Origin of the sequence: Staphylospora marina, from assembly GCF_003856495.1 — a bacterium.
Classification (GTDB): domain Bacteria; phylum Bacillota; class Bacilli; order Thermoactinomycetales; family Thermoactinomycetaceae; genus Staphylospora; species Staphylospora marina.
The window spans coordinates 1,123,769-1,150,651 of record NZ_CP034118.1; the positions used below are offsets into that span (position 1 = coordinate 1,123,769).

Consider the following 26,883-nt stretch of genomic DNA (forward strand, 5'->3'; position numbering starts at 1 on the left):
CATGCTGAGAGAGCTCACCATTCGCCAATTTGCCATCATTGAACATGTACATCTGAGGTTTGACCGCGGGTTTCACGTGCTCACCGGTGAGACCGGAGCCGGAAAATCGATTCTGATCGACGCGCTGGGGTTGGTGGCCGGCGGGCGCGCCTCCTCCGAATTTGTTCGCCACGGCGCGGATCGGGCGGAGATCGAAGCGATTTTCGAAATCCCTGACGAACATCGGGTGAGACAGTTGCTGATCGACTGGGGCTATGAACCGGATGACCTGGATCAGTTGATCATCCGACGGGAGATCACGGCGGCCGGAAAGAGCACCTGTCGCATCAACGGCCGGAGCGTGACTTTGTCGATGCTCAGGGAAGCGGGCCGGCATCTGCTCGATCTATCCGGTCAACATGAACATCAGACACTCCTGAGAACCGAGGAGCATCTGGAATGGCTGGACAGATACGGCGGCGACGAACTGTTGGCCATCCGGAAGAAATACGGGGAATTGTATGCGGAATACCGAGAGCTGGTCCGAAAACTCGAGGAGTTGGACCTGGACGGAAAAGAACACGCCCAGCGTCTGGATCTGCTTACGTTCCAACGGGACGAAATTGCCGGCGCTCACTTGGTTCCAGGGGAAGATGAGGAACTGGAACGCGAACGGACCCGCTTGTTGCATGCGGAAAAGCTTCTGAGCCATACCGCCGGAGCCTATGAGATGATGTACGGTGAACGGGGAGCTTTGGATCTTCTGCAGGAGTCCCTGGGGCGCCTGGAACAGGCTGCGGGGATGGATGAATCACTTGACCAGGTCGTGGAATCCGCGCGGCAGGCCGTTTATTTGCTGGAAGAAGCCGTTCGGGAAGTGGGGCGGTACCGGGACGGATTGGAGCATGAACCGGGGCGTCTGGAACAGGTGGAGGAACGGTTGCATCTGATCCGGCAGCTGAAACGGAAATACGGAAACACGATTGAAGAGATCCTGAGTCACCAGGAACGCGTGGAACGGGAACTTGCGGAGCTGGAACATCGCGAAGAGTCCCAGGAAGAGCTTCGCGCCGAAATCGAATCGCTGGAGGAGGAGCTGGGACGCTTGGCGGGAGAACTCACCACTCTGCGGAAAAAAGCGGCGATGGACCTGGAAAAAAGGGTGGAACGCGAACTGGCGGATCTTCATATGGGATCCACCGTGTTTCATGTTTCCTTTTTCCGGGACGCCTGGCGCAGCGGGGAACTGACTCCCGCCGGCCGGGACCGCATCGAGTTCATGCTTTCACCCAATCCCGGAGAACCGCTCAAGCCGCTTTCCCGGATCGCTTCCGGCGGTGAACTGTCACGGATTTTGCTGGCACTCAAGGTTATATTCACCGGAGTCCAGGAAGTCCATACCCTCATCTTTGACGAGATCGACACCGGCGTGAGCGGTCGGGCAGCCCAAGCCATTGCGGGCAAGATCGCGCAACTGGGACAGCGGTTTCAGGTTCTTTGCGTCACACACCTCCCGCAAGTGGCATGCATGGCGGATCACCACTTTCTCATCTCCAAGGAAACGGTCAATGATTCCACCACCACCCGGGTGAACCAACTGGATGAAAGCGGACGCACCCAGGAACTGGCCCGAATGCTCGGCGGTGTGGAAGTGACCCGAACCACCTTGGAACATGCGGAAGAAATGATTCGTCTCGCCGAAGAGGCGAAGGATGCCATTCGCTCAAACGGAAAATCCGGTTGACAAAATTTGCGTTTGCAATCCGTGTGATTGCCCATGACTGATGACTTGAGGCCATTGGCGCTGTCAAGTCATTTTTTTTGCCCGGAGGTTCCCGGCGGAACCGACGTGAGGATGATTTTTTATGGATGACAGGAAGGTTTTTCGCTTCATAAAAGCGGTGGGGCGTGGACACCTTACCAGTAGCGGAGGTCATCCTCCTGGCGAAAGGCAGGCGGGAAGCTCAGGAGAGTGGTGATGGTGAGAAACGCGAAGCTCAGAAAATGGTTTGGTTTTCTCCTGGTGCTTCTCCTGATGATGGGAAGTACATCGACGCTGTTTCGCCAGTTTGCCGGTTTTCCCAGGGAATTGCGCCTCGTTCAGGGCGAAGCGCGGGAACTCCGACTGAACATGCCGGTGCCGGCCACGGCCAGCGTTTCCGAGTCGGGGATTCTTCAGGTGAACGGATCTCCGGATACGCAGGTCCCGGTTGACTTGGAACGACCGGTGTCACTTCGGTCGGAAGCCATCGGGCAAACATCTCTCACGTTGAAGTTGTTCGGAAAGGTACCGATCAAACACGTGAATGTCCGGGTGGTTCCGAAGATTGAAGTGATTCCGGGAGGGCAGTCGATCGGCGTAAAACTCCGCTCCTCCGGGGTACTGGTGGTGGGGCACCATGCGGTGCAAGCGGACGGCAAGGAAGTCTGTCCCGCGGAGGAAGCCGATATCCGCGTGGGCGATTATTTGACCGCTCTTGATAACAGGCCGATCCGGAGCGTCCGTGATGTCGCCGAAGCGGTCAAGGAAGCGGGATCTTCGGGTCGTTCCCTTGAATTGACCCTGATGCGCGACGGCAAGCAGCGCAAAGTCAAGATTCGACCCGTCTATGACAAAAGCGAACAAATGTGGCGCATGGGCGTGTACATCCGGGATTCGGCGGCAGGTGTGGGAACCCTGACTTTTTATGATCCGAAGCATCGCTTTTACGGAGCTTTGGGCCACGTGATCGCCGACATGGATACCGGTCAGCCGATTCGCTTGGGAGAAGGGAAGATCGTCCATTCATCCGTGACCTCGATCGACAAGGGACAGTCGGGGGAACCGGGTGAGAAACGGGCGATTTTTTTCCAGGAAGATCGTGTGGTTGGCAACATCCTGAAAAACACCCCGTTCGGCATATTCGGACAACTTGCCCGGAAGCCCGAGGGAGGGCTTTACGACCGACCGGTGCCCGTCGCTTTGAGCGACCAGGTGAAAGAAGGGCCTGCCAAAATTCTGACCGTGGTGGAAGGACAGAAAGTGGAAGCATTCGACATTCGCATCGTTCATGTGCTCAAGCAAAAATATCCCGCCACGAAAGGACTGATCATCAAGGTGACCGACCGTCGTCTCCTGGCCAAAACGGGGGGGATTGTCCAGGGGATGAGCGGAAGTCCCATTCTCCAGGACGGCAAGCTGGTGGGAGCCGTCACACATGTGTTTGTCAATGACCCCACTTCCGGGTACGGCACTCATATCGAATGGATGCTTCGGGATGCAGGAGCATTTGAGAAACAGACAGCGGATTCTCCGGTCGGAGAGTCCGCTTGTTCATTTCCGGAATTTGTTATTTGAAAATTCGGATACTTGAAACGTGCAATTTGAGCGATCTTCTCCGGTTTTTGAACGGAGGGGCGAGGCGGACGGGCATGGAAGAACGGAGCCTCCTTTCGATGGAATGATTCGCGACTGCGAAACGGTATTCCTTCCCGACATACCGGTTAACCGAAAAGCCGGAATTCCGCCGGCCCGAACGGTGAATCGGTTTGACCGGCGGGAGGGTCAGGACAGGAATCGCCGGGACAGTTCCGAGTGGAAATGTCGGAGTGTTTCTTTGTTCAAAGAATAAAAATGCCATCTGCCCACCCGTGTTTCGGTCACCAGATCGGCGTTTTTGAGTTCTTTCAAGTGATACGACACTTTGGACTGGGCCATGCCGAGCGCGGTTTGAAGATCACAGACGCAGACACCTTCATTGCAACATTCCGGAGGGGGAGTCGGTTCCAGTTTTTCATATCCCACCATAAGAAGATCCAAAATGTTGAGCCGGATCGGATCTCCGAGCGCCCGGGCAACCCGGGCAAATTTTTCAGAAGCAGCCATGAACAGTCATTCCTTTCCTCACGTGAATGGGTATTCGCTAACGAAATTAATTGATTTGATGATTTCTGTCAATCTGTTCCTATTTTGCGCTGTTAAGGAAAATTTCAATCGTCGTCGCCGAATGTTTCGAGTGGTTTTTTTTGACACCCCTTTGAAATGGCAATTTTTTCAAGAGGGTCCGTATCTTCATGCAGGAAGATTCCCGGATATGTCGAAAACCTGAGATAATCGCTTTTCGGACTGAATTGGTTGGGAGGGTCTCTGTTGAGCAAGATCCAGGTGATTTTGGCAGACGACAACCGGGAATTTTCCGAACTCTTGAAAGAACATTTGACCCGGCAGGGAGACATAGAGGTGATCGGCGTCGCCAACCATGGCGGTGAAGTTCTTGAATTGCTGAAAAAGCGTGTTCCCGATGTATTGGTATTGGACATCATCATGCCGCATCTGGACGGATTGGGCGTGCTTGAAAGAATTCAGGAGATGGATCTGGATCCGAAACCCAAGGTGATCATGTTGACCGCCTTCGGTCAGGAAAGCATCACCCAACGGGCGGTGGAATTGGGGGCTTCTTACTACATACTGAAACCCTTTGACCTCGATGTTTTGACGGAGCGCATCCGTCAGATGAAGGGGATTCCCTCCAAACCCGTATTCGTCAAGACATCTCCGGCATCCGTCTCCCGTCCGGCAAACAATCTGGATGCTTCCATCACCAACGTGATTCATGAAATCGGGGTACCCGCCCATATCAAGGGATACCTGTATTTGCGTGAAGCCATCACCATGGTGTACAACGAGGTGGATTTGTTGGGGGCCATCACCAAAACGCTGTATCCCCGCATCGCCGAAAAATACGGCACCACACCCAGCCGTGTGGAACGGGCGATCCGACACGCGATTGAAGTTGCCTGGAGTCGCGGCAACATGGACTCGATTCGCAGCTTGTTCGGCTATACGATCAATGTGGCCAAAGCCAAACCCACGAACAGCGAGTTCATCGCCATGGTGGCGGACAAGCTCCGGATCGAGCACAAGGCAAGCTCTTGGTGATGCCGGATTGAAGATCGTTCCGACGGCCGCATGAGGCGGGCCGGCTTGAACGCGAAATGGCGTCTGAAAGGAAAAGGACCGGGCAAACTGATCCTTCACAATGATTCGTTTCCCGGTCCCTGCCTGACAGGCGTTTTTTGTTTTTTTCCCCGAAATGGGAGAAATCAATCATCCGGCCAGTTTTTCCCTTGATCCGGCGTCTTCGGTCGTGAACAACCACTTCAGAAGCGGCGGAGTGACCAGTGTCGTCAAAAGCACCACGATGACCATGGCGGTGAACAGCGCGGGTGACAGCAATCCGTTGTCGAGCCCGATGGCGGCGATGATCAAAGCCACTTCACCCCGTGAGACCATTCCCGCACCGATGGCCAGCGATGAGCGGATGGAAAATCCCGTCAGTTTGGCGCCGAGTCCGCTGCCGACCAGTTTGGTCAACACGGCAACCAGCGTCATGATTACGATCAGTCCCGTTTGCTCCGTCAATCCGTCCAGACTGACCCCGAGACCGATCTGAATGAAAAACGCGGGGACAAACACACTGTAGGCGACAGGTTCCGCTTTCTCTGCCACTTCCTTGGCAAATCGGGTGGGGGTCAGGGACAATCCGGCAGCATAGGCACCGATGATGGCCGCGACACCCAGGGATTCGGACAACCAGGCGAACGACAGACAGAGAATGATCGCCGCGCTGATGACCGGTTCAAACACCCGAAGCTTGGAGGCCCGATCCATGAAGGGCTTCACCAGTTTCAGGCCGATCACGGTGATCAGGAGAAAGAACAGGGCTTTTTTTCCGATGATCAGGGCGATGGATTCTTGGGCTCCGCCCGTGAGGCTCATCATGAATGCCAGCAGGATGACGACCAGAATGTCATCGGCAACGGCTGCTCCGAGGATGGCCGAGCTTTCTCGGGTTTTCAATTTGCCCATTTCCCGAAGGGACTGAACGGTGATGCTGACGGACGTGGCGGACAGCAACAACCCGAGGAAGACGGATTCAGTCAGGTCCAAGTCAAACGAAAGTCCGACCAGTGTTCCGAACAAAAGCGGAAACAGGATTCCTCCGATCCCCACGGCCAACGAGGGAACGGCATTTCTCCGCAAATCGGCGGGATCCGTTTCCAGTCCGGCGATGAACATCAAGAGCAGAACACCGATTTGACTCAATTCTCGGATGATGTCATTGGGTTGCACCCAGCCGAGAACGGCCGGCCCGATGAGAAGTCCCGCGATCAGTTTCCCCAACACCGCGGGCTGTTTGAGGCGGGTGCTCAGATGCCCGGCCAATTTGACGGCGACAATGATGATCAACAGTTGAGCGAAAAACGGCATGGTTTCCACACTCCCTCTCTCTGTCATTTTGTGTCATTCATGGACGAAAAAAAGCAAAAAGGAGCCTGTCGGTGACAGACTCCTCCTTGATCACGCACATATGAAATTCGAGTTCATTATAACAATTTCAGGGATTCAATGCAACAGCGATGAGTCAAGGGGGACTTTCTCTTTTCGGTGCAGCAGCAGGCGATGCTTTTTTCGGGCTTCCACGATTTTTTCGTACAGCCGGCCCGCTTCGGGATAGTTTTTGTTCTGAAGCGCCTGTCTCCATCGGCGTTCCAGCGGTGTGATCACATCCCGGTGAAACAGGTTGGCTTTCAGGGTGTACCTTGTGCGCTTTTTTCCGCCGGGCGCTTTTTCCCGGGTGCTTTTTTTTCTTTTTCCCATGTTCCGACACCTCCCCGGAACCATCGGCAGGGAACTACATTTAAACATAGAAACATTCCCTGACGACATGAATATGCGGGTCGGAACGAAAATACCACCCTTCTGTCAAGAAAGGTGGTTCAGTATCCGGGTTTTCGTTTCTTGTGGGGATTCACGTCTTTGCCCAGCCGTTTCAACAGCCGGGGTTGGATCTTGTCCCGCTTCAGATCGTGCCGGAACAGAAAACCGGCGAGAAAAAGCAATCCACCCAAAAACATTCCCAGACCGATCAGAAAGGCCGGCCAGTCGAAGGAATGCCCCGCGAAACGGTCGAACAGGACATCGCGCATCCATGTCCACCCGTATACGGCGACAAATCCCGGAATGCACATGATGATGATGGCGAGAACACGCTCGTAGATGACTCGCATGACAAGTACCGCCTTTCATGGGTTCCGCAATTATGGTACCTTAATCTGACGGAAATTGCCACCCCGAGCGTGTGATCACGTTGTGATAAGATCAGGGATGGATGGAAAGGAGGAGGGAATCCGGTGCAGTCGTTTCTGATCGTGGGCGGCGGAAAAGGTGGGAAAGCCATTCTGGAAACCGTGTCTTCCGTCGATTTTGTCAGGGTAGTCGGGGTCGTGGATCTGCTCCCGGATGCGCCGGCCATTCTGGTTGCCAGGCAACGGGGAATTCCCACGGGGCGTGATGTGCGGCCTTTTTTCGAGCCGCCCCCGGACGTGATCCTGGAAGTGACCGGTCGATCGGAAGTGTTTGAACACCTTTCCCGGATCAAACCGGAACAGTCGCTGCTCATTTCCGGATCAGTGGTCAATCTCATGGTTCGGCTGATCGAGGAAAAAGAGCGGTGGTACCAGGAATGGCAAAAACGCCAGCGGGAGCTGGAGGCCATCATCCACTCCACGCACGACGGCATGATCGCCGTCAACCGGCAAGGCCGGATCACCCTGTTCAACCGCGCCGCGGAACGGATGGTGGGGATCAAAGTCGCGGAAGCTTTGGGTCGGCCGGTGACGGAGGTGATTCCCAACTCCAGGCTGGAACACGTGCTTCGGAAAGGAACCTATGAGCTCAACAAAAAACAGACGCTGCATGAAGGCTTGGAAATCGTGACCAACCGCGTTCCCGTCAAAGACGAAGACGGAAAGGTGATCGGAGCGGTCGCGGTGTTCCGGGACGTCAGTGAGCTGAAACAGTTGAGCCGGCAAGTGATGGATCTGGAGAGCATGAAAAGTTTGCTTCAGGCCATCATCGATTCGTCCGATGACGCCATTTCCGTGGTGGATGCCAACGGTACGGGAATTCTGATCAACCCGGCGTATACCCGCCTGACCGGGCTCAAACCCGAAGAGGTGATCGGCAAACCGGCCGATACGGACATCGTCGAGGGGGAAAGCATGCATATGCGCGTGCTGAAAACCCGTCAACCGGTACGGGGGGTTCACCTGAAAGTGGGGCCGCACCGCCGGGAGGTGGTGGTGAATGTGGCGCCGATCATCGTCGACGAAGAGCTCAAGGGGAGCGTCGGCATCATTCACGATGTCTCCGAGCTGAAACAGTTGAGCCGTGATCTGGAGCGGGCCAGGCGAATCATCCGGACGCTTGAAGCCAAATACACCTTTGACGACATCATCGGAAACAGCGAGGCCATGCGCGCTTCGCTGGAGCAGGCCCGTCAGGCGGCCAAAACCCGGGCCACCGTCCTTTTGCGCGGAGAGTCCGGAACCGGAAAAGAATTGTTCGCCCATGCCATCCACAACGCCAGCGACCGGAAATACAACCAGTTTGTCAGGGTGAATTGTGCGGCGTTGTCGGAGACATTGTTGGAAAGCGAATTGTTCGGTTACGAGGAAGGCGCGTTCACCGGAGCCAGACGGGGAGGCAAAAAAGGGCTGTTTGAAGAAGCAAGCGGCGGGACCATTTTTCTGGATGAGATCGGGGAATTGTCGCCCGGCACCCAGGCCAAACTCCTTCGGGTGCTGCAGGAGAAAGAAGTGGTGAGGGTCGGCGGCACCAAGTCGATTCCGGTCGATGTGCGCGTGATTGCCGCCACCAACGTGCCGTTGGAAAAAGCGATCCAGGAGAAGCGCTTCAGGGAAGATCTCTATTACCGGCTGAACGTTTTGCCGATCCACATTGCCCCTCTTCGGATGCGCAAAGAAGATCTGCGTGATCTGTCGATGCATTTGATCAAGAAATTCAACCAGGAATACGGAAGAAACGTCGAAGACATTGATCCGGAAGCCGTGAGAGCCCTGCATGAACACGACTGGCCGGGAAATGTCCGGGAGCTGGAAAATGTGTTGGGGCGGGCGATGATCAACATGGGATACAGTGAAAAGGTGATGCATCTTCGCCATCTGCCTCCTTTGAATGCACGGCCGGCTCCGGCAACGACCGGAACGAAAGACGAAGCGGCGTGGACGGACCGTCCGCTGAAAGAGGTATTGGCGGAAGCGGAGCTCAGGCACATCGAGCAAACGTATCTCGCTTGCGGACGAAACAAAACGGAAGCCGCCAAACGGTTGGGCATTTCCATCCGCAGTCTTTATTACAAACTGGAGAAATACGGATTGCTCTGATTTGCAAAAAATTGCATGAAGTATGTTGCAGATTGCGTGCAGCAATTTGCAGATCTTCCGATACCTTTCGGGGACAAGTGGCCGAAAATCGGCTTGACCGACAGTTGGCATCCGATTTGCATGAAGGGTATCGTGCCCGGCCATTCCGCAAAAACTAGACGCAATCTGAATCAAGCAGGAGACTGCTGACGGTCGGAATAAAGAGGTGTACGAGACATGATCAAGACGTTTGAGGAAGTGGTGAAACGGGCGGAATCGCTTCCCCCGGTCACCGTGGCGGTGGCGGCGGCCGCCGACGACGATGTGCTGAAAGCGGTCAAGGATGCCAAACAGCACGGAATCGCCGATTTCTTGCTCTTCGGTGACAGAGAGAAAATCCTGGAGCTCGCCGGGAAAGTGGGACTGGATGTGAGTCCCTCCGCCATTGTGGATGCCCCCAATGAGGCGGAAGCCTCCCGTCTGGCGGTGGCCGCCGTGCGTGAAGGCAAAGCGGACGTGGTCATGAAAGGGATGGTGCAAACCGCCGATTTTTTGCGCGCCGTTCTGAACAAGGAGGCGGGTCTCCGGACGGGCAAAGTGCTCAGCCATGTGGCCACTTTCGAGATTCCCGGGTATGACCGCCTGATCCATGTGACGGACCCGGCGCTCAATGTTGCGCCCACTCTTCCGGAAAAGGCACAAATCATCGAAAACGTGCTGGGATACTGTCATTCGCTGGGGAACGACAATCCCAAAGTGGCGGTGCTTGGTGCGGTTGAAGTGGTGAATCCCAACATGCAACCCACGTTGGACGCCGCCGCGCTGGCCCAGATGAACCGGCGTGGTCAAATCAAGGGCGGAATCGTGGACGGACCGTTCGCTTTGGACAACGCCGTATCGGTGGAAGCCGCCGAACACAAGAAGATCAGCAGCCCGGTGGCGGGGGTGGCCGACGTATTGCTGGTTCCCGACATCGAGGCGGGCAACATTCTCTACAAATCCCTGGTTTATTTTGCCGGTGCGAAAATCGGCGCCCTGGTTCTCGGAGCATCCGCTCCCGTCGTTCTGACGTCGCGCGCCGATTCTCCGGAGGCGAAACTGTATTCCATCGCGCTGGCCGTCTTGCAGGCGGCAGCCAAAAAAGGTGCGTAAAGGGAGGAATCGGAAATGAAGATCTTTGAGTACATGGCAAAATATGATTATGAGCAACTCATCCTTTGCCAGGATCAGGCTTCCGGTCTCAAAGCCATCATCTGCATTCATGACACCACCCTCGGACCGGCTCTGGGCGGTACCCGCATGTGGACTTACAACTCCGAAGAGGAAGCGATCGAAGACGCTCTCCGCCTGGCCCGCGGAATGACCTACAAAAACGCGGCAGCCGGACTCAACCTGGGCGGCGGAAAAACGGTCATCATCGGCGATCCGCGCAAAGACAAGAACGAAGCCATGTTCCGTGCGTTCGGCCGGTTCATCCAAGGGTTGAACGGTCGCTACATTACCGCAGAAGACGTGGGCACCACCGTGGAAGACATGGACATCATCCACATGGAAACCAAATACGTGACCGGCATTTCCCCGGCATTCGGTTCCAGCGGAAACCCCTCTCCGGTCACCGCCTACGGCGTGTATCGCGGAATGAAAGCAGCCGCCAAAGTGGCTTGGGGCGAAGACTCCCTCAAAGACAAAACGATTGCGGTGCAAGGCGTGGGCAACGTCGCTTACAACCTGTGCCGTCACTTGCATGAAGAAGGCGCCCGCCTGATTGTCACCGACATCAATCAGGACAACGTACGCCGTGCCGTGGAGGAATTCGGTGCCGAAGCGGTGGAACCCGAAAAAATCTTCGATGTGGATTGCGACATCTTCGCTCCGTGTGCGCTGGGAGGCATCATCAACGATGAAACCATCGAGCGCCTGAAAGCGAAAGTGATTGCCGGCGCCGCCAACAACCAGCTTCGTGAAGAGCGTCACGGCGACATGCTGGAACAAAAAGGAATCATTTATGCTCCCGACTATGTCATCAACGCAGGCGGCGTGATCAACGTGGCTGACGAACTTCAAGGTTACAACCGCGAACGCGCCTTGAAAAAAGTGGAAGGCATCTACGACAACATCCTGAAAGTGTTCGAGATTGCCAAACGGGACGGCATCCCGAGCTACAAAGCGGCGGACCGGATGGCTGAAGAGCGGATCGAAGCCATGCGCAAATCCCGCAGCATGTTCCTGCAAAACGAACGCAGCCTGCTCAACTATCGTTGATGTTTGACCGTCAAGCGTGATGCAGAGGAAATGGAGTGTTGGCCGTGGAACCGATTCGGGTTCTCGCGATCAATCCGGGGTCCACGTCCACCAAAATCGGCGTGTTTGATGACGAAAAGCCGGTATTGGTGGAGACCCTCCGCCATGATCCCGCGGAGATCGCGAAGTACAAGGACTTGTATGACCAATATCCGTTCCGCAAACAGGTGATTCTGGATACGCTGGATCGCGAGGGCATCAACCTCACCCGGTTGAATGCCGTGGTCGGGCGGGGCGGACTGTTGAGACCCATCCCCGGGGGAACGTATACGGTGAACGATGCCATGATCGCCGATTTGCTCTCCGGGGAATACGGTGTGCACGCTTCCAATCTGGGGGCGATGATCGCACAGGAAATTTCCAGGCAACTGAACATCCCGGCCTTCATCGTCGACCCGGTCGTCGTTGACGAGTTGGAGCCGGTTGCCCGCATTTCCGGCATCCCGGAGATCGAACGACGCAGCATCTTCCACGCGCTCAACCAGAAAGCCGTGGCGCGCCGGGTGGCCAAGAAAAACGGGACGAGCTATGACAAGGTGAACTACATCGTCGCCCACATGGGTGGCGGCATCACCGTCGGTGCTCACAGACAAGGACGCGTCATTGACGTGAACAACGGGTTGCACGGGGAAGGACCCTTTTCGCCGGAGCGGGCGGGCACCATTCCGGTCGGGGATCTGGTGGCGCTCAGCTTCTCCGGCAAGTATTTCGCCAGTGAGATCATGAAAATGATCGTGGGGAAAGGCGGGCTGATGGGCTATCTGGGCACCACCGACGCCCGCGATGTGGAAGAGATGATCGAAAAAGGCGACGAACAGGCCAAATTGGTTTATGAAGCGATGGCCTATCAGGTGGCCAAGGAAATCGGGGCCTGCTCTTCCGTGTTGGAAGGCAAGGTGGACGGAATCATTCTCACCGGTGGACTGGCTTACGGCAAAATGTTCACCGACATGATCACCAAACGGGTAGCGTGGATCGCACCGGTGCATGTGGTGCCCGGTGAAAACGAGCTCCAGGCTCTGGTGGAAGGCGCTCTGCGCGTTCTTCGAGGGGAAGAGGAAGCAAAGACCTACCCGCCGGTCAAAGAAGGAGTGACAGTGACCCATGGCTGAAAACTACGATCTGGTCGTGCTGGGTGCGGGACCGGGCGGCTACGTGGCCGCCGTCCGCGCCGCCCAGTTGGGCATGAAAGTGGCCGTCGTCGAACGTGAACGGGTCGGCGGTGTCTGTCTCAACAAAGGATGCATTCCGAGCAAAACCTTGCTCCGGAGCGCCGAATTGTATCACAATATGAAGGAAAGTGCCGAATACGGCATTCAAGTCGCAGGAGTGGAGCTGGACTTTGCGGGCGTGATGAAGCGCAAGCAAAAAGTGGTCGACACCCTGCACGGCATGGTGGAAGGTCTGCTCAAACGAAACAAGATTGACGTGTACCGCGGAACCGGGCGGATTCTCGGACCGTCCATCTTCTCTCCGATGCCGGGAACCATTTCGGTGGAAAAAGAGGACGGCAGTGAACCGGACATGCTGGTTCCCCAATACGTCATCATCGCCACCGGCTCCCGTCCGCGCTCGCTTCCGGGGCTCGAAATCGACGGAACGTACGTGATGAACAGCGACCACGCGCTTCAAATGGAAACGCTTCCGAAGTCGATGGTGATCATCGGAGGCGGCGTGATCGGCATCGAGTGGGCTTCCATGCTGAACGATTTCGGCGTGGAAGTGACGGTTGTCGAATTTGCCGACCGGATTCTCCCGTTCGAAGATCCGGACGTCAGCCGGGAAATGACCCGGATCCTGAAAAAACGCGGTGTCACCGTTCACACCGGTGCCAAGGTGCTTCCGGAGACGGTCAAGCGGGAAGGCGACATGGTCGTGCTGTCGGCGGAAAAAGGCGGAAACACCATCAATCTCAGCGCCGAACGGGTCCTCGTTTCCGTCGGTCGCCAACCCAACATCGACGACATCGGACTGCACAACACGTCGATCGAGACGGAAAAAGGCTTCATCAAAGTCAACGAATACATGCAGACCAAAGAGAAGCACATTTTCGCCATCGGTGACGTGGTCGGCGGCTATCAGTTGGCACACGTGGCATCCGCGGAAGGAATCATCGCCGTTGAGTACATCGCCGGCAAAAATCCCGAACCGCTCAATCCGTTGCATGTGCCGCGTTGCACGTACAGCCGTCCCGAAGTGGGCAGCATCGGTCTGACCGAAGCCGAGGCCAAGGAACAAGGGTACGAAGTGAAAGTCGGCAAATTCCCGTTCCGGGGAGTCGGAAAGGCTTTGGTCTTCGGAGAAGTGGACGGATTCATCAAAATCATCTCCGACAAGAAAACGGATGATTTGCTGGGCGTTCACATCATCGGTCCCCATGCCACCGACATGATCTCCGAAGCCGGTCTGGCCAAAGTGCTCGATGCCACCGCCTGGGAGATCGCCCACACCATCCACCCGCATCCCACGCTGTCCGAAGCGTTCATGGAAGCGGCTCATGCCGTTGACGGCAAACCGATCCACAGCTGATTGACTGAAACGAGGGAGGAACACCCATGAGCGAACTGAACCACAGAGAACTGGGCCTCACCGATGAACAGGCATATGAGATGTACCGGTACATGCTGCTGGCGCGCAAATTGGATGAGCGTCAATGGTTGTTGAACCGCGCGGGCAAAATTCCCTTCGTGATTTCCTGCCAGGGCCAGGAAGCCATCCAGGTGGGCACCGCTTTCGCGCTCGACCGGGAGAAAGACTGGCTCTGCCCGTACTACCGTGACCTCGGCATGGTTCTGGTCTTCGGCCAATCTCCCCGCGATCAAATGCTGTCCGCCTTTGCGAAAGCGGAAGACCCGAACTCCGGCGGCCGTCAGATGCCGGGGCATTTCGGTGACCACCGCTTCCGCATCGTGACCGGCTCCAGCCCGGTGACCACCCAGGTTCTGCACGCCGTCGGTGTGGCCTACGCCGGTCGGAAGCTGGAAAACCGCGATGACTTCGTCGTGCTGACCACCTGCGGCGAAGGATCCAGCAACCAGGGCGACTGGCATGAAGCGATGAACTTTGCCGGCGTACATAAGTTGCCGGTGATCTTCATGGTGGAAAACAACCAGTATGCCATCTCCGTACCGCTTGAGAAACAGGTGGCCGGCGGTGAAGTTTGGAAACGCGCGGCCGGATACGGCATGCCCGGCGTCCGCGTGGACGGAAACAATCCGCTGGAAGTGTACAAGGCGATCAAGGAAGCCCGCGAACGTGCGATCCGCGGTGAAGGGCCGACCCTGATCGAAGCGGTTTCCTACCGTTTGGTTCCGCACTCCAGCGACGACGACGACCGCACCTACCGCAGCCGCGAGGAAGTCGAAGAGGCGAAGAAGAAGGACTCCCTGCTCCAATACAAGGACTACCTCTACCAAGAAGGGATCCTGAACGAAGAAAAGGAAGCGGCCCTGAACGACGAGATCGCCAAGCTTGTCAACGATGCGACCGAATACGCCGAAAACGCTCCGTATCCGGCTCCGGAAGAGCTGTACAAGCACGTTTATGCTGAATAATGGCAGGAGGAGAGAGAAGCTATGCCGGTCATTTCCTATATCGATGCTGTGACTCAAGCGCTGAAGGAAGAGATGGAACGCGATCCCCGTGTGTTCGTGTTGGGAGAAGACGTCGGCAAACGCGGCGGGGTGTTCCGCGCAACGGTCGGTTTGTATGAACAATTCGGCGAGTACCGCGTACTGGACACCCCGCTGACCGAGTCGGCCATTGCGGGCGTGGCGATCGGTGCCGCCGCATACGGTATGCGTCCGGTGGCGGAAATGCAGTTCGCCGATTTCATCATGCCGGCTTTCAACCAGATCGTCAGTGAAGCGGCCCGGTTCCGTTATCGCTCCAACGGAAAATGGAGCTGCCCGATGGTCATCCGCGCACCGTACGGCGGTGGCGTTCACGGAGCACTGTATCACTCGCAAAGCGTGGAGAAACTCTTCATGGGAGTGCCCGGCCTGAAAATCGTCATGCCGTCCACTCCGTACGACGTGAAAGGTCTTCTCAAGTCCGCCATCCGTGATGAAGATCCGGTTCTGTTCTTTGAGCACAAACGTTGCTACCGACTCATCAAGGGTGAGGTTCCGGAAGGGGACTACACGGTGCCGATCGGCAAAGCCGAAGTGAAGCGGGAAGGCACCGACGTCACCGTGATCAGTTACGGTTTGACGCTCCATTTTGCCCTTCAGGCTGCCGAGATGCTGGAAAAAGAGGGCATCAGCGTGCACGTGCTCGACTTGCGCACGATCAAGCCGCTTGACAAAGAAGCGATTTTGGAAGCGACCGCGAAGACGGGCAAAGTGCTGGTCGTCCATGAAGACAACCTGACCGGCGGAGTCGGAGCCGAAGTGGCCGCTCTGATTACCGAGCATGCATTCTTCGAACTGGATGCGCCGGTGCGTCGTTTGGCAGGTCCGGATGTTCCGGCCATGCCGTACAGCCCGCCGTTGGAAAAGGAATTCATGCTGAATCCCGACAAAATTGCCGCCGCGATCCGCGACCTGGCTGAATTCTGAGCAGAACGAGGAGGACAATCATGGCAACGGATATTCTGATGCCTCAGCTCGGGGAGAGCGTGACGGAAGGCACCATCGTCAAATGGCTCAAAAAACCGGGCGATCCCGTCGAAAAATATGAACCGATCTGTGAGGTTTCCACCGACAAGGTGAACGCGGAAGTGCCGTCCACCGTAACCGGAAAAATGGCCGAAATCATCGTGGAAGAAGGCACCACCGTGGCCGTCGGCCAGCTGATTTGCCGCATCGCGGCGGAAGGGGAGGATGTCGCGCCGGCACCTTCTCCGGCTCCGGCTGCCGAATCCGCTCCGGAGGCAACCGCTCCGGCCGAAGCCGCTCCGGCTGCGGCACAGCCCGCCGCCGCACCCGCCAAAGGCGCAACCAAAGGCCGTTTCTCCCCGGCCGTGCTGCGCCTGGCGGAAGAGCACAACATTGACCTGTCCCTTCTTCAGGGAACCGGGAAAGGCGGTCGCATTACCCGCAAAGACGTGTTGGCCGCCATTGAAAAAGGCATCGGCAAAGCCGGAAGCGCTCCGGCGACGCCTGCCGCAACGCCCGCGCCGGCACCTTCTCCGGCACCGACCCCGGCTGCCGCTCCTGCTCCGGCCACCGCACCGGCTTCGCCGTCTTCCGGTCTGCCGTCAGGCGTCGTGATCGAAGAAGGCGACATCGAAATTCCGGTGACCAACGTTCGCAAAACCATCGCCCAGCGCATGGTTCAGTCCAAGCACGAAGCTCCGCATGCCTGGACCATGATGGAGGTGGACGTGACCGGTCTGGTGCAGCTGCGCAACAAGATGAAGGATGACTTCAAGAAGCGCGAAGGCGTCAGCCTGACCTTCATGCCGTTCTTCATCAAGGCGGTCACCGACACCCTGAAAGAGTTCCCGATGCTGAACTCCGTCTGGGCCGGAGACAAGATCATCCTGAAGAAACGGATCAACATCTCCATCGCCGTGGCCACCGACGACGCGTTGTACGTTCCGGTCATCCACGACGCCGATGAGAAGAGCATTCTCGGACTGGCCCGGGAAGTGCACCGGCTGGCCGACAAAACCCGCAAGGGCAAACTGGACCTGAAGGACTTGCAGGGAGGCACCTTCACCGTCAACAACACCGGTTCGTTCGGTTCCGTGCTGTCCACGCCGATCATCAACCATCCGCAAGCGGCGATCATCTCCTTCGAGGCGATCGTCAAGCGTCCGGTCGTCAAAGACGGTATGATCGCGGTGAGAGACATGATGAACATCTGCATCTCGCTCGACCACCGCGTGCTTGACGGACTCATCTGCGGCCGCTTCCTCCAGCGGGTCAAGGAACGCCTGGAGGCTTGGGGTCCGGACAGCCAAATCTGATTTCACATATTTCCTCAGGCATCCCGGCTCCACCGGGGTGCCTTTTCGCATGAAAGGCGGTGACTCCATGTTTCACATTCACAGACTTGGTCTCGTTCCGTATATGGAAGCTTGGGATCTGCAGAAAGATTGGGTGGCCAAAATCGATGCGGGCGAATCCGGAAACCGCCTGCTCCTGCTCGAACACCCGCACACCATCACATTGGGGCGCGGATTTCACCAGGAAAACCTCATTTTTTCCAAAGAGTATTACGACCGGCAGGGGATTTCCATCGTGGAAATTGACCGGGGAGGCGATGTCACATACCATGGCCCCGGCCAACTCGTGGGCTATCCCATTTTTCATCTCGGCGAACGCGGGAATGATTCACACGGATATTTGCGCGACCTGGAGGAGGCGCTCATCATTGCTCTCAAAGAATTCGGCATTGAAGGCGGTCGCAAAGCCCCTTATACGGGTGTGTGGGTGGGGGACGTGAAAATCGCCGCCATCGGTGTCAAATTCAACCGCGGACGCAAAAACCGCGGATACATCACCAGTCACGGCTTTGCTCTCAACGTAAACACGGATCTCCGTTACTTCAATCTCATCATCCCCTGTGGCATCCGTGAATTCGGCGTCACGTCCATGCAGCAAATCCTGGGACGTGAAGTGGACGTGAATCATGTCATGGATGCCGTGGTGAGGGGGTTTGAGCAAGTGTTCGGCTGGAAGGCGGAACCGGCTGAATAGGAAAGCGGGGAACGGAATGCCGGCCGTTCGGGGCGTGTGTGACGGGGGGCATGCATGCCGATCCTTGTTCCCCGGTTTTTTCGATGCAACTCTTTCCGGGCTTGTTTGCCCGCACTTCCCAATCGTGTCAAGAAAGGAGTATAATGTTCACATAAAAGTCATAAATGTGAACCGCTGGCATCGATAGGGGGACAACACCATGGGCAAGTCGGTCCGGTATGTGTTTTGGACGCTTGTGACAATGGGCGTGGAAGCGGGGATCACATGGTTTTTGGCATCCACGTTTGCCATGCCGTTCGAAGAACTGGTCTTTTTCGTTTCCATTGTCGGCGCGACGGTCGTGTGGTTTTTCACCAGTCAAGGCAGCTTCAGCTCCATGGTGGCGGATACGGGCGTTCAGGCCACGACCGGACACAGGATGGAGCAGGAGAAATCGAAGGTGTTCCGGAATCCGGTCTTGTTCGGAGCCCTGCTGTTTGTTCTGGTCTCCGGGATATTGACGTTGACGGCTTACCGGAACTACATCTTTTGAGACCGGTTCGGGAGGAGCCGGCGGGCGGCACATTCTTTGCGAAAAATCGAAGGGATTCCTTCTCCCGGGAGGGGAGAGAGAATCCCTTCGTTCGTTTAAGAGGAATGATCTTCTCAGAGGTTTACGGCCTGGTCCACGGATCGGGGGGAGGAATGGATGTGGCAAAGTGCTCGTTTCAAGCAGCCGTCCGGATCGAAAAGCCAGTCCGACGGCAAGATCCGCACGGTTCCGCAGGATTCGTCCAAGTCGTCATCAGGCACGATCCAGCCTTCCTGAAGTCGAAACCTGCGCGATGTCCATTCCAGCCGGAGCGTTCCATGGCGGTCATCCCTGATTCTGCATCCAATGATCCGGATCCTCTCCGGCGATTCCGGAACGGAAAAGAGGGAAGAGCCGTCCGGATAAGTTTTGGCGGCGGCTTCCCGCTCCGCCAGTTTCATCAGTTCCTCCAACACCCGTTTCTCACACAGAATCCGCTCCTGCAGAGATCTTTGCTTGCTCTCAAGCCCCAACCATTTTTCATGCATGTGACGGATCAAACGCCCCAGCTTTTCCAACTTGCTGGAATTTAGGCTCCACTCGTGAAGTGTTCGGAAGCGGTGGCTTCCCGGAAACGAGAAGAGTTTTGACAACAATCCGAGCAGAAACCGGGGAAGCTTTTTCTCCAAGGTTTCTTGCCGGTGTTTGAGAGTACGGTACCGTTCTTGATGTGTCCGCCACTCCCGTTTCAAAACGGCCAGCTGGTTGTCCGTGATGCGGTACTCTTTCTCGATTTCTTCGAGAACGGAAGCAGTTTGTTTTTTGTGTTCTTCCGCGAGAATGCCGTATCGGTCGGGTCCCAGAGAACCGTTGATCAAACTCCACTCCAACGAACCGGCGGCACGGTGGAGTTTCCGCTTCATGACGTGGAGCTGAACCCGGGGTGCCGGGAATTCCCGCAAGGATGAATGAAGGGGAACAAGCTGTTCGGGAAAGGACATCACCATGATGCGGAAATGCTTGTCGGAACGCTTGACGAGTCGACCTCGGACGGCCACCCAATGACCGTGAAGCATGCTTACCGTCCGGTCGGCATACAACCAGCGCGGAATGCACAATTGGCAGGAAACACCCGAGCGACGGGCGTCTCCGGAGCTGAGTCGCACCTTGTACCAGTCGCCGGAATATACGATGTTCTCCACTTTTCCGACCAGCAACACCGGTTTTCCCGATTCTCCCCGCATGGCCGGGGCATCAAAGACATACCCGATGTGATCCGCGTCCGGCGAAAAAGCCTCATCGGCGAAGGAGTTGAGGTGGAGGCGACTTCTCAGGCTGTGCACTTCCACTTCGGAAAACAACTTGCGAATCCATTGCATGTAACGCGTTTTCGCCGGATCCGGCCGGAGCGTCCGTGAGATGGAAACGTCCGGCTCCGATGGGTTGTCGTCCGGCGACGAAAGGCGGAATTCTTCTTCGGCCGTCCGGTTTGCGAAACGTTGCAGGTTTTTGTAAGGGCACGAGGCGTGGTGAACGGTTCCGCTCTTTTTTCGGAAATGCGGGACCGGTTTTCCGGGTCTGAACTCCAATTCCGTCTTTTTCCCGTGCCGGAGGCAGCCTGTGCACCAATAGGTTTTGCCGCGACCGTACAAATCCGGGTCCATGCTGGAAATCCGTGTTCCACGCTCGGGATCATGAGCGACCAACAAACGGGATTCCGACGCTTTGCGACCGTTTTTTCGCGGCTTTGCCACCGTGGCCAAGAGAATCCTCCTTTCGAACTTTGACAGGATGATTTCGAATTCTCCCAACCTTATTATAATACAACCTCAATGTGCGGAGACGGAATCATTTCGGAATCGGAATATTTTATCGCTTGCATGGACTGTTTTTTGTTTCCAATCGTGCAAGAGGAAAAAGATACGGGGCGAGTTGTCCGCCGGGGAGAAGGGAAAGGTACTTTTCCGATTCATTCATCGGAATCAGGGCGATCCCCGAAAACTCCGGTTCCTCTCCTCTCGCCCGAAGGTCATTGGCATGCCGCCGGAACGTTTTGATCCGTTCACGGCGGTCAGCGGAACGCGAATCTCATGGATGATTCCGGGACCGATTCTGTGGACTTTGAGCGGTTTGGTCAGTCGGATCAGATCAAGGGACACATGGTCACCTCCGGAGAATCGTGATCGGGCATGAGTCGAACGGAGCGTTTTGTTTCACTTCAAGATCTTTGCCGACCTGACGTCATGGTCCATCTTCCCTTTTCAAGTCATGACCCATGCTTTTTTTCGTGCATGTATGCGGTTGAAGCGGAAGAGATGAGGGGAGTATAATATTGGCGTTTGTTGATATGAATGAGTGTTGTCGTTCCCCGGATAAATGAATTTTGAATAAGAAAAATTGGTTACATTTGGAGTGTAATTCGACAAAAAACGGGAAAACATCGGATGAAAACAGCAAGGAGGGATCAGCATGGGATACCAGGATTTTCTCAAAGCAAGAGACCGGCTGCGACTCCTGATCGCTGAATGGGAAATGACGGGACATTGGGACGAATTCGATCCGGATGACTGGATGACCCGGTTCGAACAGGCGGCCGAATGGTACTGTCACTTGTGCCGGGAAGTGTTCGAGAGCCGTCCGATCCCACTGGTGGTTTTTCATCCGGCGTTCGGTGAGCCGAAGGAATACCGGGTATCCCATGACGGCAGGCGTTTCGGTCTGGAAAGAGTCGCGAAGCGAAAAAACGCCTGATGGTCCCTGGATTTGTCCAAGCCGAGCCCAAGCTACCGTTCGTCACGGACGGGAGCTTTTTTTTTGCATCTTCGTGTCCGTAAACCGGTCGGGTCTTACGGGGAAGTGGTGTCGACGGCCGTTTCGGGCAGAGGAGGGGTGTACAGGTGGAGGGTGACGGCACGACCCGGTCCGGGATTGTACATGGAATGAATCTGTCCCCGCAAGGTGTGCAAAAATTCACCGGAACGGAATGTCCGCTCATCGACGATTTCCTCCGGAGCGTCGGGGGAACGCAGTCGATTGGTCACAGTCCCCTCCAGCACCTGCACGCAGCAGATGGAATCGCCGTGTCCGTGGACAGGCGTTTCCACGTGCTCCGGCAGGCAGACCACGACGGCTTCAAACAAACCGGTTTTCAGCAGGACGTTTCGACCGTACCGGAAAGGCGGAGTCCGTTCCCTCAGATACGGCTTCACGCATTGCAGGGTGACGCCCGCGTTTCTGACGGCTCGTTCCAACTCTTCGGACGACGGTTGACGGAGGGATTGAAGCGCTTTCAGGAGTCGGTCAGGCAAACACATCGACGGATCTCCTTTCAAATATTGATGAATCTGATGGAACTTCTCGACTTTCCATTCCATCCGTCGACATTGTATGCGTAAACGAAAAAAAGCGTTTCTCCCCTGTTTCGCATCCCGGCTTTCATGAAAGAAGCTCCCTCCGAGTACGGAGGGAGCTTCGAGCAGCGGGAAACGGTTACTGCAGACCCACGAACAGGTCATACAGCGCAAGGCCGGTGATTCCCAACATACCGAGCGTGAACAGACCGCCGATCACGAAACCGGGTTTGTTCCCCGTTTTCTTGTTGTAAAGCGTGCCTTTGACGGCCAGAATGCTGATGATGACAAGAAGAGGCACCATGAAGTAATCCATCGTTCCACACCTGCTTTCTGTCTTCGTCAAAACGTCGCCGATGAATCGATTCCACTAAGAGTATAATTCATCCGGCGCCGGAAAAACATACCCGTTCATGAAGATTAGAGGAAAAATACCGCCCCGGAAGCCAGGGTGGTAAGGACCAGGGCAAAGATCACGACGTAAACAACCACTTTCACCCAGGTCGGTTGCTTCACGGAAACCACCTCAAGATCCTATTTTAGCCCACAGTTCAACGGATGTCCATGAAGCGGGTGGGCACAAATTACAGTTCAAACAAGCGTAATATTTGTTATATTAAGAAGTGAAAGCGTTTTATTCAGCAGTGAGAGGAGTACCGATTCATGGGTCATGAGAAGTCTTGGGAAAAACGTGTCCGGGACTGGGAAGAGAATACCGAACGTCTGCTGGAAAAAAAACCGGAGCGAAAAGAACGCTTTGAAACACTTTCGGGGATTCCCGTGAAGCGTCTATATACGAAAGAGGATTTGCCGGCAGCGGCCGCGGAGGAACTGCCGGGAGAATATCCTTACACCCGTGGAATCCATCCCACCATGTACCGCGGGAAGTTGTGGACCATGCGCCAATATGCCGGATTCGGTTCGGCATCGGAGACCAATCGTCGTTTCCGTTATCTGCTGGAGCAGGGACAGACCGGACTGTCCGTGGCGTTTGACTTGCCGACGCAGATCGGATATGACTCCGACGATCCCATGTCCGTGGGTGAAGTGGGAAAAGTGGGCGTGGCCATCGATTCGCTCGAAGACATGGAAAAACTGTTTGACGGCATTCCGCTGGACAAGGTGAGTACGTCGATGACGATCAATGCGCCGGCATCCGTGTTGCTGGCCATGTATGTCGCCGTCGGCGAGAAGCAGGGAGTGAAATCCGAACAGCTCCGCGGTACCATCCAAAATGACATTCTGAAAGAGTACATTGCCCGGGGCACTTACATTTTTCCTCCGAAACCGTCCATGCGACTGATCACCGACATTTTTGCGTGGTGCGCCAAACATGTGCCGAAGTGGAACACGATCAGCATCAGCGGCTATCACATCCGGGAGGCCGGTTCGACGGCGGTTCAGGAAGTGGCGTTCACCTTGGCGGACGGAATCGCCTACGTACAGGCGGCCATTGACGCCGGACTGGACGTGGACCAATTTGCACCGCGACTTTCATTCTTTTTCAACGCGCACAATCATTTCTTCGAGGAAATTGCCAAGTTCCGGGCCGCCCGTCGTTTGTGGGCACGGATCATGAAGGAGCGTTTCGGCGCGTCGAACGAGCGCTCGTTACAACTCCGGTTCCACACGCAGACCGGAGGCTCCACGCTGACGGCCCAGCAGCCCGACAACAATATTGTGCGGGTTACGCTTCAGGCATTGGCCGCCGTGCTCGGCGGAACGCAAAGCCTGCACACCAATTCGCGGGATGAGGCTCTGGCGCTGCCGACGGAAGAATCGGCGCGCATCGCGCTGCGCACCCAGCAGATCATCGCATTCGAAAGCGGAGTTGCCGACACGGTGGACCCGCTGGGCGGTTCGTGGTACATCGAATCGCTGACGGATGAAATCGAGCGGGAAGCCATGAAATACATTGAACAGATCGACGCGATGGGCGGAGCGGTGTCCGCCGTGGAACAAGGGTTCATGCAACGGGAAATCCATCGGGTGGCGCTGGAGACCCAACGCAAGATCGAATCGGGAGAAGAGATCGTCGTCGGCGTGAACCAGTTCCGCCTGGACCATGAACCGCAACCGGAACTGATGCGGGTGGATCCCGAAATCGCCCGACAGCAAATCGAGGCACTTCAAGCTCTTCGCAACAAGCGGGACGGTGCGGCGGTGCAGGAAACGCTTTCCCGGCTGAAACGGGCCGCCGAAGGTACGGACAATCTGATGCCGTACATTCTTGACGCGGTCAGGGCATACGCCACCGTGGGAGAAATCTGCCATACGCTCAGAAGTGTGTTCGGAGAATACAAACCGGTGTGAGAGGGGACCGAAGGATGAACAGACCGATTCGTGTGCTCATCGCCAAACCCGGATTGGACGGGCATGACCGGGGGGCGCTCATCATCGCCCAGTCCTTGCGCGATGAAGGAATGGAAGTGATTTACACGGGACTTCGCCAGTCGCCGGCGCAGATCGTGGCCACGGCCGTGCAGGAAGACGTGGACGTGATCGGTCTCTCCTGTTTGTCGGGCGCGCACAATGAACTGTTTCCGGAAGTGGTGAGGCTGTTGGAGGAGCAGGGAGCCGGAGACATCCTGGTGGTCGGAGGCGGCGTGATTCCGCAGGAAGATATCCCGTTCCTCAAGGAAAAAGGCATTCTCGCCGTGTTCACCCCGGGAACGTCCACCCGCGAAGTGGCCGAATTCATCCGGAAAGCCGTGGCGGAAAGGAAGGCTTGAAAGATGAAGAAAATCAGCCACATCGGCATTGCCGTGAAAGATCTGCAATCTTCCGTGGCATGGTACCGGGACGTGCTCGAACTTGAATTTGAAGGCATCGAGGAAGTGGAAAGCGAGCAGGTGCGGGTCGCTTTCTTCCGCATCGGGGAAAGCCGGGTGGAACTGCTTGAGCCGATGTCCGAACAGAGTGCGATTTTCAAATTTCTGGAGAAAAACGGCGAAGGCATTCACCACATCGCGTTTGAAACGGAACGGCTCCAGGAACGATTGGACGCATTGAAGGAAAAAGGAATCCGCTTGATTCATGAAACGCCGAAACCGGGAGCCCACAACATGAACATCGCTTTTTTGCACCCGAAAGCCACGGGGGGCGTTCTGATGGAATTGTGCGAGCCGCGGCAGGAGAAGGGAGATGGATCGGAACATGGACATGTGGCAAAAGATCGATGACCTGTACGAACGCCGGAGAAAGGTGGAATTGGGCGGCGGTGACCGACGGATCCGTGCCCAGCACGACCGGGGAAAACTGACGGCCCGGGAACGGATCGATCTGTTGCTGGACGAGGGGACCTTCGTGGAGCTGAATCCGTTTGTCGAGCATCGGGCCACCCTGTTCGGCATGGACAAGATGGAAGCCCCCGGAGAAGGGGTGGTGACGGGGTACGGGAAGATCCACGGCCGGCTGGTCTATGTGTTCGCCCAGGATTTCACCGTGTTCGGCGGGGCTTTGGGGGAAATGCACGCACTCAAGATTGCACGCATCATGGATCTGGCTGCAAAGAACGGGGCACCGGTGATCGGGCTGAACGATTCCGGAGGGGCGCGCATCCAGGAGGGAGTCGTCTCCCTTGACGGATACGGACACATCTTTTATCGAAATTCCGTCTATTCCGGAGTGATTCCGCAAATTTCGGTCATCATGGGTCCGTGTGCGGGCGGGGCGGTCTATTCGCCGGCTCTGACCGATTTCGTGTTCATGGTGGAGAAGACCAGCCAGATGTTCATCACCGGGCCGAAAGTGATCGAAGCGGTCACCCGGGAAAAAATTTCTTCCGAGGATCTCGGCGGGGCCCGCGTTCATGCCGGTGTCAGCGGCAACGCCCATTTCACCGCCCCGTCCGAACCGGAAGTGCTGGAACAGGTTCGTCGCCTGCTGAGTTTCCTCCCGCAAAACAACACGGAAGCACCTCCTCGTGCCGAATTCAAGGAAGACGACGGCTGGGTGGAGGAACTGGCGGAAGTCGTTCCCGTGGAGGAAACCAAGGTATATGACGTGAGAAACGTGATCCGGTTGGTGCTGGATCACGGAGATTTCATGGAAGTGCAGGAGCAGTTCGCCCGAAACGCGGTGGTCGGATTCGGACGGATCGCCGGCCGGCCCGTCGGGATTGTGGCGAATCAGCCGAAAATGATGGCGGGCAGCCTGGACATCGATTCTTCCGACAAAATCTCCCGCTTTGTGCGTTTCTGTGACTGTTTCAACATCCCCGTCATCACGTTTGAAGACGTGACCGGATTCTTCCCGGGCGTCAACCAGGAACATCGCGGCATTATCCGGCACGGCGCCAAAATCCTGTATGCGTACTCGGAAGCGACGGTTCCGAAGATCACCGTCATCCTTCGGAAAGCATTCGGCGGCGCTTACGTGGCTCTCAATTCAAAAGCAATCGGGGCGGACGTGGTCTATGCGTGGCCCGGTGCGGAAATCGCCGTGATGGGGGCGGAAGGGGCTGCCAACATCATTTTCAACCGCGAAATCCGGGAAAGCGAAGATCCGGAAAAAACCAGACAGGCCCGGATCAAGGAGTACAAGGAACAATTCTCCAATCCGTACATCGCCGCCGCGCGCGGCATGGTTGACGACGTCATCGATCCCCGGGAAACCCGCAAAATGCTGATGCATGCGTTGGAAATGCTGGAAAACAAACGGGAATCCCGGCCGGCCAAAAAGCACGGAAACATCCCGCTGTGACGGTAAACGGACGAAAAGTGTCGGTTCATCGGGTGCCGTTCGGCCGGACGGCACCCCTTTTTTTCGTTTCGCTAGCGGAAAAAGCACAAATACGGGGTTGAAATTCGAAAAATCCGGAAATGATGAGGAGTAACTGGAGGATTTTTCGACATGGAGGAGAAATTCAGAACAATCCTTGTCAAGG

General features: G+C 56.2%; 26 protein-coding genes. 18 read left to right on the forward strand and 8 right to left on the reverse strand.

Translation table 11 applies throughout. From position 1 onward, the window contains the following. The first annotated feature begins 1 nt into the window (after position 1). Complete coding sequence (gene recN, locus EG886_RS05630; RefSeq protein WP_124727220.1) at positions 2 to 1,723, forward strand: DNA repair protein RecN; 1,722 nt, start codon at positions 2 to 4, stop codon at positions 1,721 to 1,723. 234 nt (positions 1,724 to 1,957) lie between these two features. After that, complete coding sequence (spoIVB, locus tag EG886_RS05635) at positions 1,958 to 3,316, forward strand: SpoIVB peptidase (protein WP_124727221.1); 1,359 nt, start codon at positions 1,958 to 1,960, stop codon at positions 3,314 to 3,316. Positions 3,317 to 3,523: 207 nt separating this feature from the next. Here the strand turns inward: spoIVB and EG886_RS05640 are convergent, their stop codons facing one another. Further along, entirely contained in the window at positions 3,524 to 3,844 is a 321-nt protein-coding gene (locus tag EG886_RS05640) for an ArsR/SmtB family transcription factor (protein ID WP_124727222.1), read from the reverse strand. 264 nt (positions 3,845 to 4,108) lie between these two features. Here EG886_RS05640 and spo0A point away from each other — a divergent pair, with 264 nt between their 5' ends. After that, positions 4,109 to 4,897, forward strand: coding sequence for a sporulation transcription factor Spo0A (gene spo0A / locus EG886_RS05645; protein ID WP_124727223.1), 789 nt, complete (start codon positions 4,109 to 4,111; stop codon positions 4,895 to 4,897). A gap of 168 nt (positions 4,898 to 5,065) precedes the next feature. Here spo0A and EG886_RS05650 read toward each other — a convergent pair whose 3' ends face one another. From EG886_RS05650 to EG886_RS05660, 3 genes are all read right to left on the reverse strand, one after another. Next, positions 5,066 to 6,229, reverse strand: a complete 1,164-nt coding sequence (locus EG886_RS05650) for a cation:proton antiporter (RefSeq protein WP_124727224.1) — start codon at positions 6,227 to 6,229, stop codon at positions 5,066 to 5,068. A gap of 135 nt (positions 6,230 to 6,364) precedes the next feature. Further along, the gene (locus EG886_RS05655; protein ID WP_124727225.1) at positions 6,365 to 6,619 is read right to left on the reverse strand and encodes a hypothetical protein; all 255 of its coding nucleotides are present in this window, start codon (positions 6,617 to 6,619) and stop codon (positions 6,365 to 6,367) included. A gap of 119 nt (positions 6,620 to 6,738) precedes the next feature. Further along, complete coding sequence (locus EG886_RS05660; protein ID WP_124727226.1) at positions 6,739 to 7,029, reverse strand: DUF2627 family protein; 291 nt, start codon at positions 7,027 to 7,029, stop codon at positions 6,739 to 6,741. A 123-nt stretch (positions 7,030 to 7,152) separates the two neighbouring features. Here EG886_RS05660 and EG886_RS05665 point away from each other — a divergent pair, with 123 nt between their 5' ends. The 10 genes from EG886_RS05665 (at position 7,153) to EG886_RS05710 (ending at position 18,666) form a co-directional block, all read left to right on the forward strand. Next, positions 7,153 to 9,207 carry a sigma-54 interaction domain-containing protein gene (locus tag EG886_RS05665; protein ID WP_124727227.1) on the forward strand — a complete coding sequence of 685 codons (2,055 nt, stop codon included), beginning with the start codon at positions 7,153 to 7,155 and terminating at the stop codon, positions 9,205 to 9,207. Between the two features lie 216 nt (positions 9,208 to 9,423). After that, on the forward strand, positions 9,424 to 10,338 hold the full coding sequence (gene ptb, locus EG886_RS05670) for a phosphate butyryltransferase (RefSeq protein WP_124727228.1): 915 nt from the start codon (positions 9,424 to 9,426) through the stop codon (positions 10,336 to 10,338). Positions 10,339 to 10,353: 15 nt separating this feature from the next. Next, positions 10,354 to 11,448: a branched-chain amino acid dehydrogenase gene (gene bcd / locus EG886_RS05675; RefSeq protein WP_124727229.1), complete on the forward strand. Its 1,095-nt coding sequence runs from the start codon at positions 10,354 to 10,356 to the stop codon at positions 11,446 to 11,448. Positions 11,449 to 11,486: 38 nt separating this feature from the next. After that, positions 11,487 to 12,599: a butyrate kinase gene (gene buk / locus EG886_RS05680; protein WP_124728683.1), complete on the forward strand. Its 1,113-nt coding sequence runs from the start codon at positions 11,487 to 11,489 to the stop codon at positions 12,597 to 12,599. Then, positions 12,592 to 14,016 (forward strand): dihydrolipoyl dehydrogenase, encoded by a 1,425-nt coding sequence (lpdA, locus tag EG886_RS05685; protein ID WP_124727230.1) that lies wholly within the window; start codon positions 12,592 to 12,594, stop codon positions 14,014 to 14,016. Before buk ends, lpdA begins: the two co-directional genes overlap by 8 nt. A 26-nt stretch (positions 14,017 to 14,042) precedes the next feature. After that, positions 14,043 to 15,041 (forward strand): thiamine pyrophosphate-dependent dehydrogenase E1 component subunit alpha, encoded by a 999-nt coding sequence (locus EG886_RS05690; RefSeq protein WP_124727231.1) that lies wholly within the window; start codon positions 14,043 to 14,045, stop codon positions 15,039 to 15,041. Positions 15,042 to 15,062: 21 nt separating this feature from the next. Further along, the gene (locus EG886_RS05695; protein ID WP_124727232.1) at positions 15,063 to 16,046 is read left to right on the forward strand and encodes an alpha-ketoacid dehydrogenase subunit beta; all 984 of its coding nucleotides are present in this window, start codon (positions 15,063 to 15,065) and stop codon (positions 16,044 to 16,046) included. A 20-nt stretch (positions 16,047 to 16,066) separates the two neighbouring features. Next, positions 16,067 to 17,401, forward strand: a complete 1,335-nt coding sequence (locus EG886_RS05700; RefSeq protein WP_124727233.1) for a dihydrolipoamide acetyltransferase family protein — start codon at positions 16,067 to 16,069, stop codon at positions 17,399 to 17,401. Between the two features lie 67 nt (positions 17,402 to 17,468). Further along, positions 17,469 to 18,134: a lipoyl(octanoyl) transferase LipB gene (gene lipB / locus EG886_RS05705; protein ID WP_241154390.1), complete on the forward strand. Its 666-nt coding sequence runs from the start codon at positions 17,469 to 17,471 to the stop codon at positions 18,132 to 18,134. Positions 18,135 to 18,333: 199 nt separating this feature from the next. Beyond that, entirely contained in the window at positions 18,334 to 18,666 is a 333-nt protein-coding gene (locus tag EG886_RS05710; RefSeq protein ID WP_124727235.1) for a hypothetical protein, read from the forward strand. 113 nt (positions 18,667 to 18,779) lie between these two features. On the opposite strand, the gene EG886_RS05715 is transcribed toward EG886_RS05710, so the two are convergent. Next, positions 18,780 to 20,408: a hypothetical protein gene (locus EG886_RS05715; RefSeq protein WP_124727236.1), complete on the reverse strand. Its 1,629-nt coding sequence runs from the start codon at positions 20,406 to 20,408 to the stop codon at positions 18,780 to 18,782. A 706-nt stretch (positions 20,409 to 21,114) separates the two neighbouring features. Here EG886_RS05715 and EG886_RS05720 point away from each other — a divergent pair. Beyond that, positions 21,115 to 21,396, forward strand: coding sequence for a hypothetical protein (locus EG886_RS05720; RefSeq protein ID WP_124727237.1), 282 nt, complete (start codon positions 21,115 to 21,117; stop codon positions 21,394 to 21,396). A gap of 95 nt (positions 21,397 to 21,491) precedes the next feature. On the opposite strand, the gene EG886_RS05725 is transcribed toward EG886_RS05720, so the two are convergent. The 3 genes from EG886_RS05725 to prli42 all read right to left on the reverse strand — a co-directional run bounded on the left by EG886_RS05725 (position 21,492) and on the right by prli42 (position 22,511). Then, positions 21,492 to 21,959, reverse strand: coding sequence for a cysteine dioxygenase (locus tag EG886_RS05725; RefSeq protein ID WP_164491674.1), 468 nt, complete (start codon positions 21,957 to 21,959; stop codon positions 21,492 to 21,494). A gap of 175 nt (positions 21,960 to 22,134) precedes the next feature. Beyond that, positions 22,135 to 22,311, reverse strand: a complete 177-nt coding sequence (locus tag EG886_RS13680) for a hypothetical protein (RefSeq protein WP_164491675.1) — start codon at positions 22,309 to 22,311, stop codon at positions 22,135 to 22,137. A 104-nt stretch (positions 22,312 to 22,415) separates the two neighbouring features. Then, a complete protein-coding gene (prli42, locus tag EG886_RS13685; protein WP_164491676.1) occupies positions 22,416 to 22,511 on the reverse strand; it encodes a stressosome-associated protein Prli42 in 96 nt (31 codons plus the stop codon). 147 nt (positions 22,512 to 22,658) lie between these two features. Here prli42 and EG886_RS05730 point away from each other — a divergent pair, with 147 nt between their 5' ends. From EG886_RS05730 to EG886_RS05745, 4 genes are read left to right on the forward strand one after another with little or no spacing between them, the layout of a single operon-like run. Next, positions 22,659 to 24,308 (forward strand): acyl-CoA mutase large subunit family protein, encoded by a 1,650-nt coding sequence (locus EG886_RS05730; RefSeq protein WP_124727239.1) that lies wholly within the window; start codon positions 22,659 to 22,661, stop codon positions 24,306 to 24,308. A gap of 14 nt (positions 24,309 to 24,322) precedes the next feature. Next, complete coding sequence (locus EG886_RS05735) at positions 24,323 to 24,727, forward strand: cobalamin B12-binding domain-containing protein (protein WP_206425345.1); 405 nt, start codon at positions 24,323 to 24,325, stop codon at positions 24,725 to 24,727. A 3-nt stretch (positions 24,728 to 24,730) separates the two neighbouring features. Next, on the forward strand, positions 24,731 to 25,177 hold the full coding sequence (gene mce / locus EG886_RS05740) for a methylmalonyl-CoA epimerase (protein WP_124727240.1): 447 nt from the start codon (positions 24,731 to 24,733) through the stop codon (positions 25,175 to 25,177). After that, positions 25,158 to 26,699: an acyl-CoA carboxylase subunit beta gene (locus tag EG886_RS05745; RefSeq protein ID WP_124728685.1), complete on the forward strand. Its 1,542-nt coding sequence runs from the start codon at positions 25,158 to 25,160 to the stop codon at positions 26,697 to 26,699. Before mce ends, EG886_RS05745 begins: the two co-directional genes overlap by 20 nt. The last annotated feature ends 184 nt before the right edge of the window (positions 26,700 to 26,883 follow it).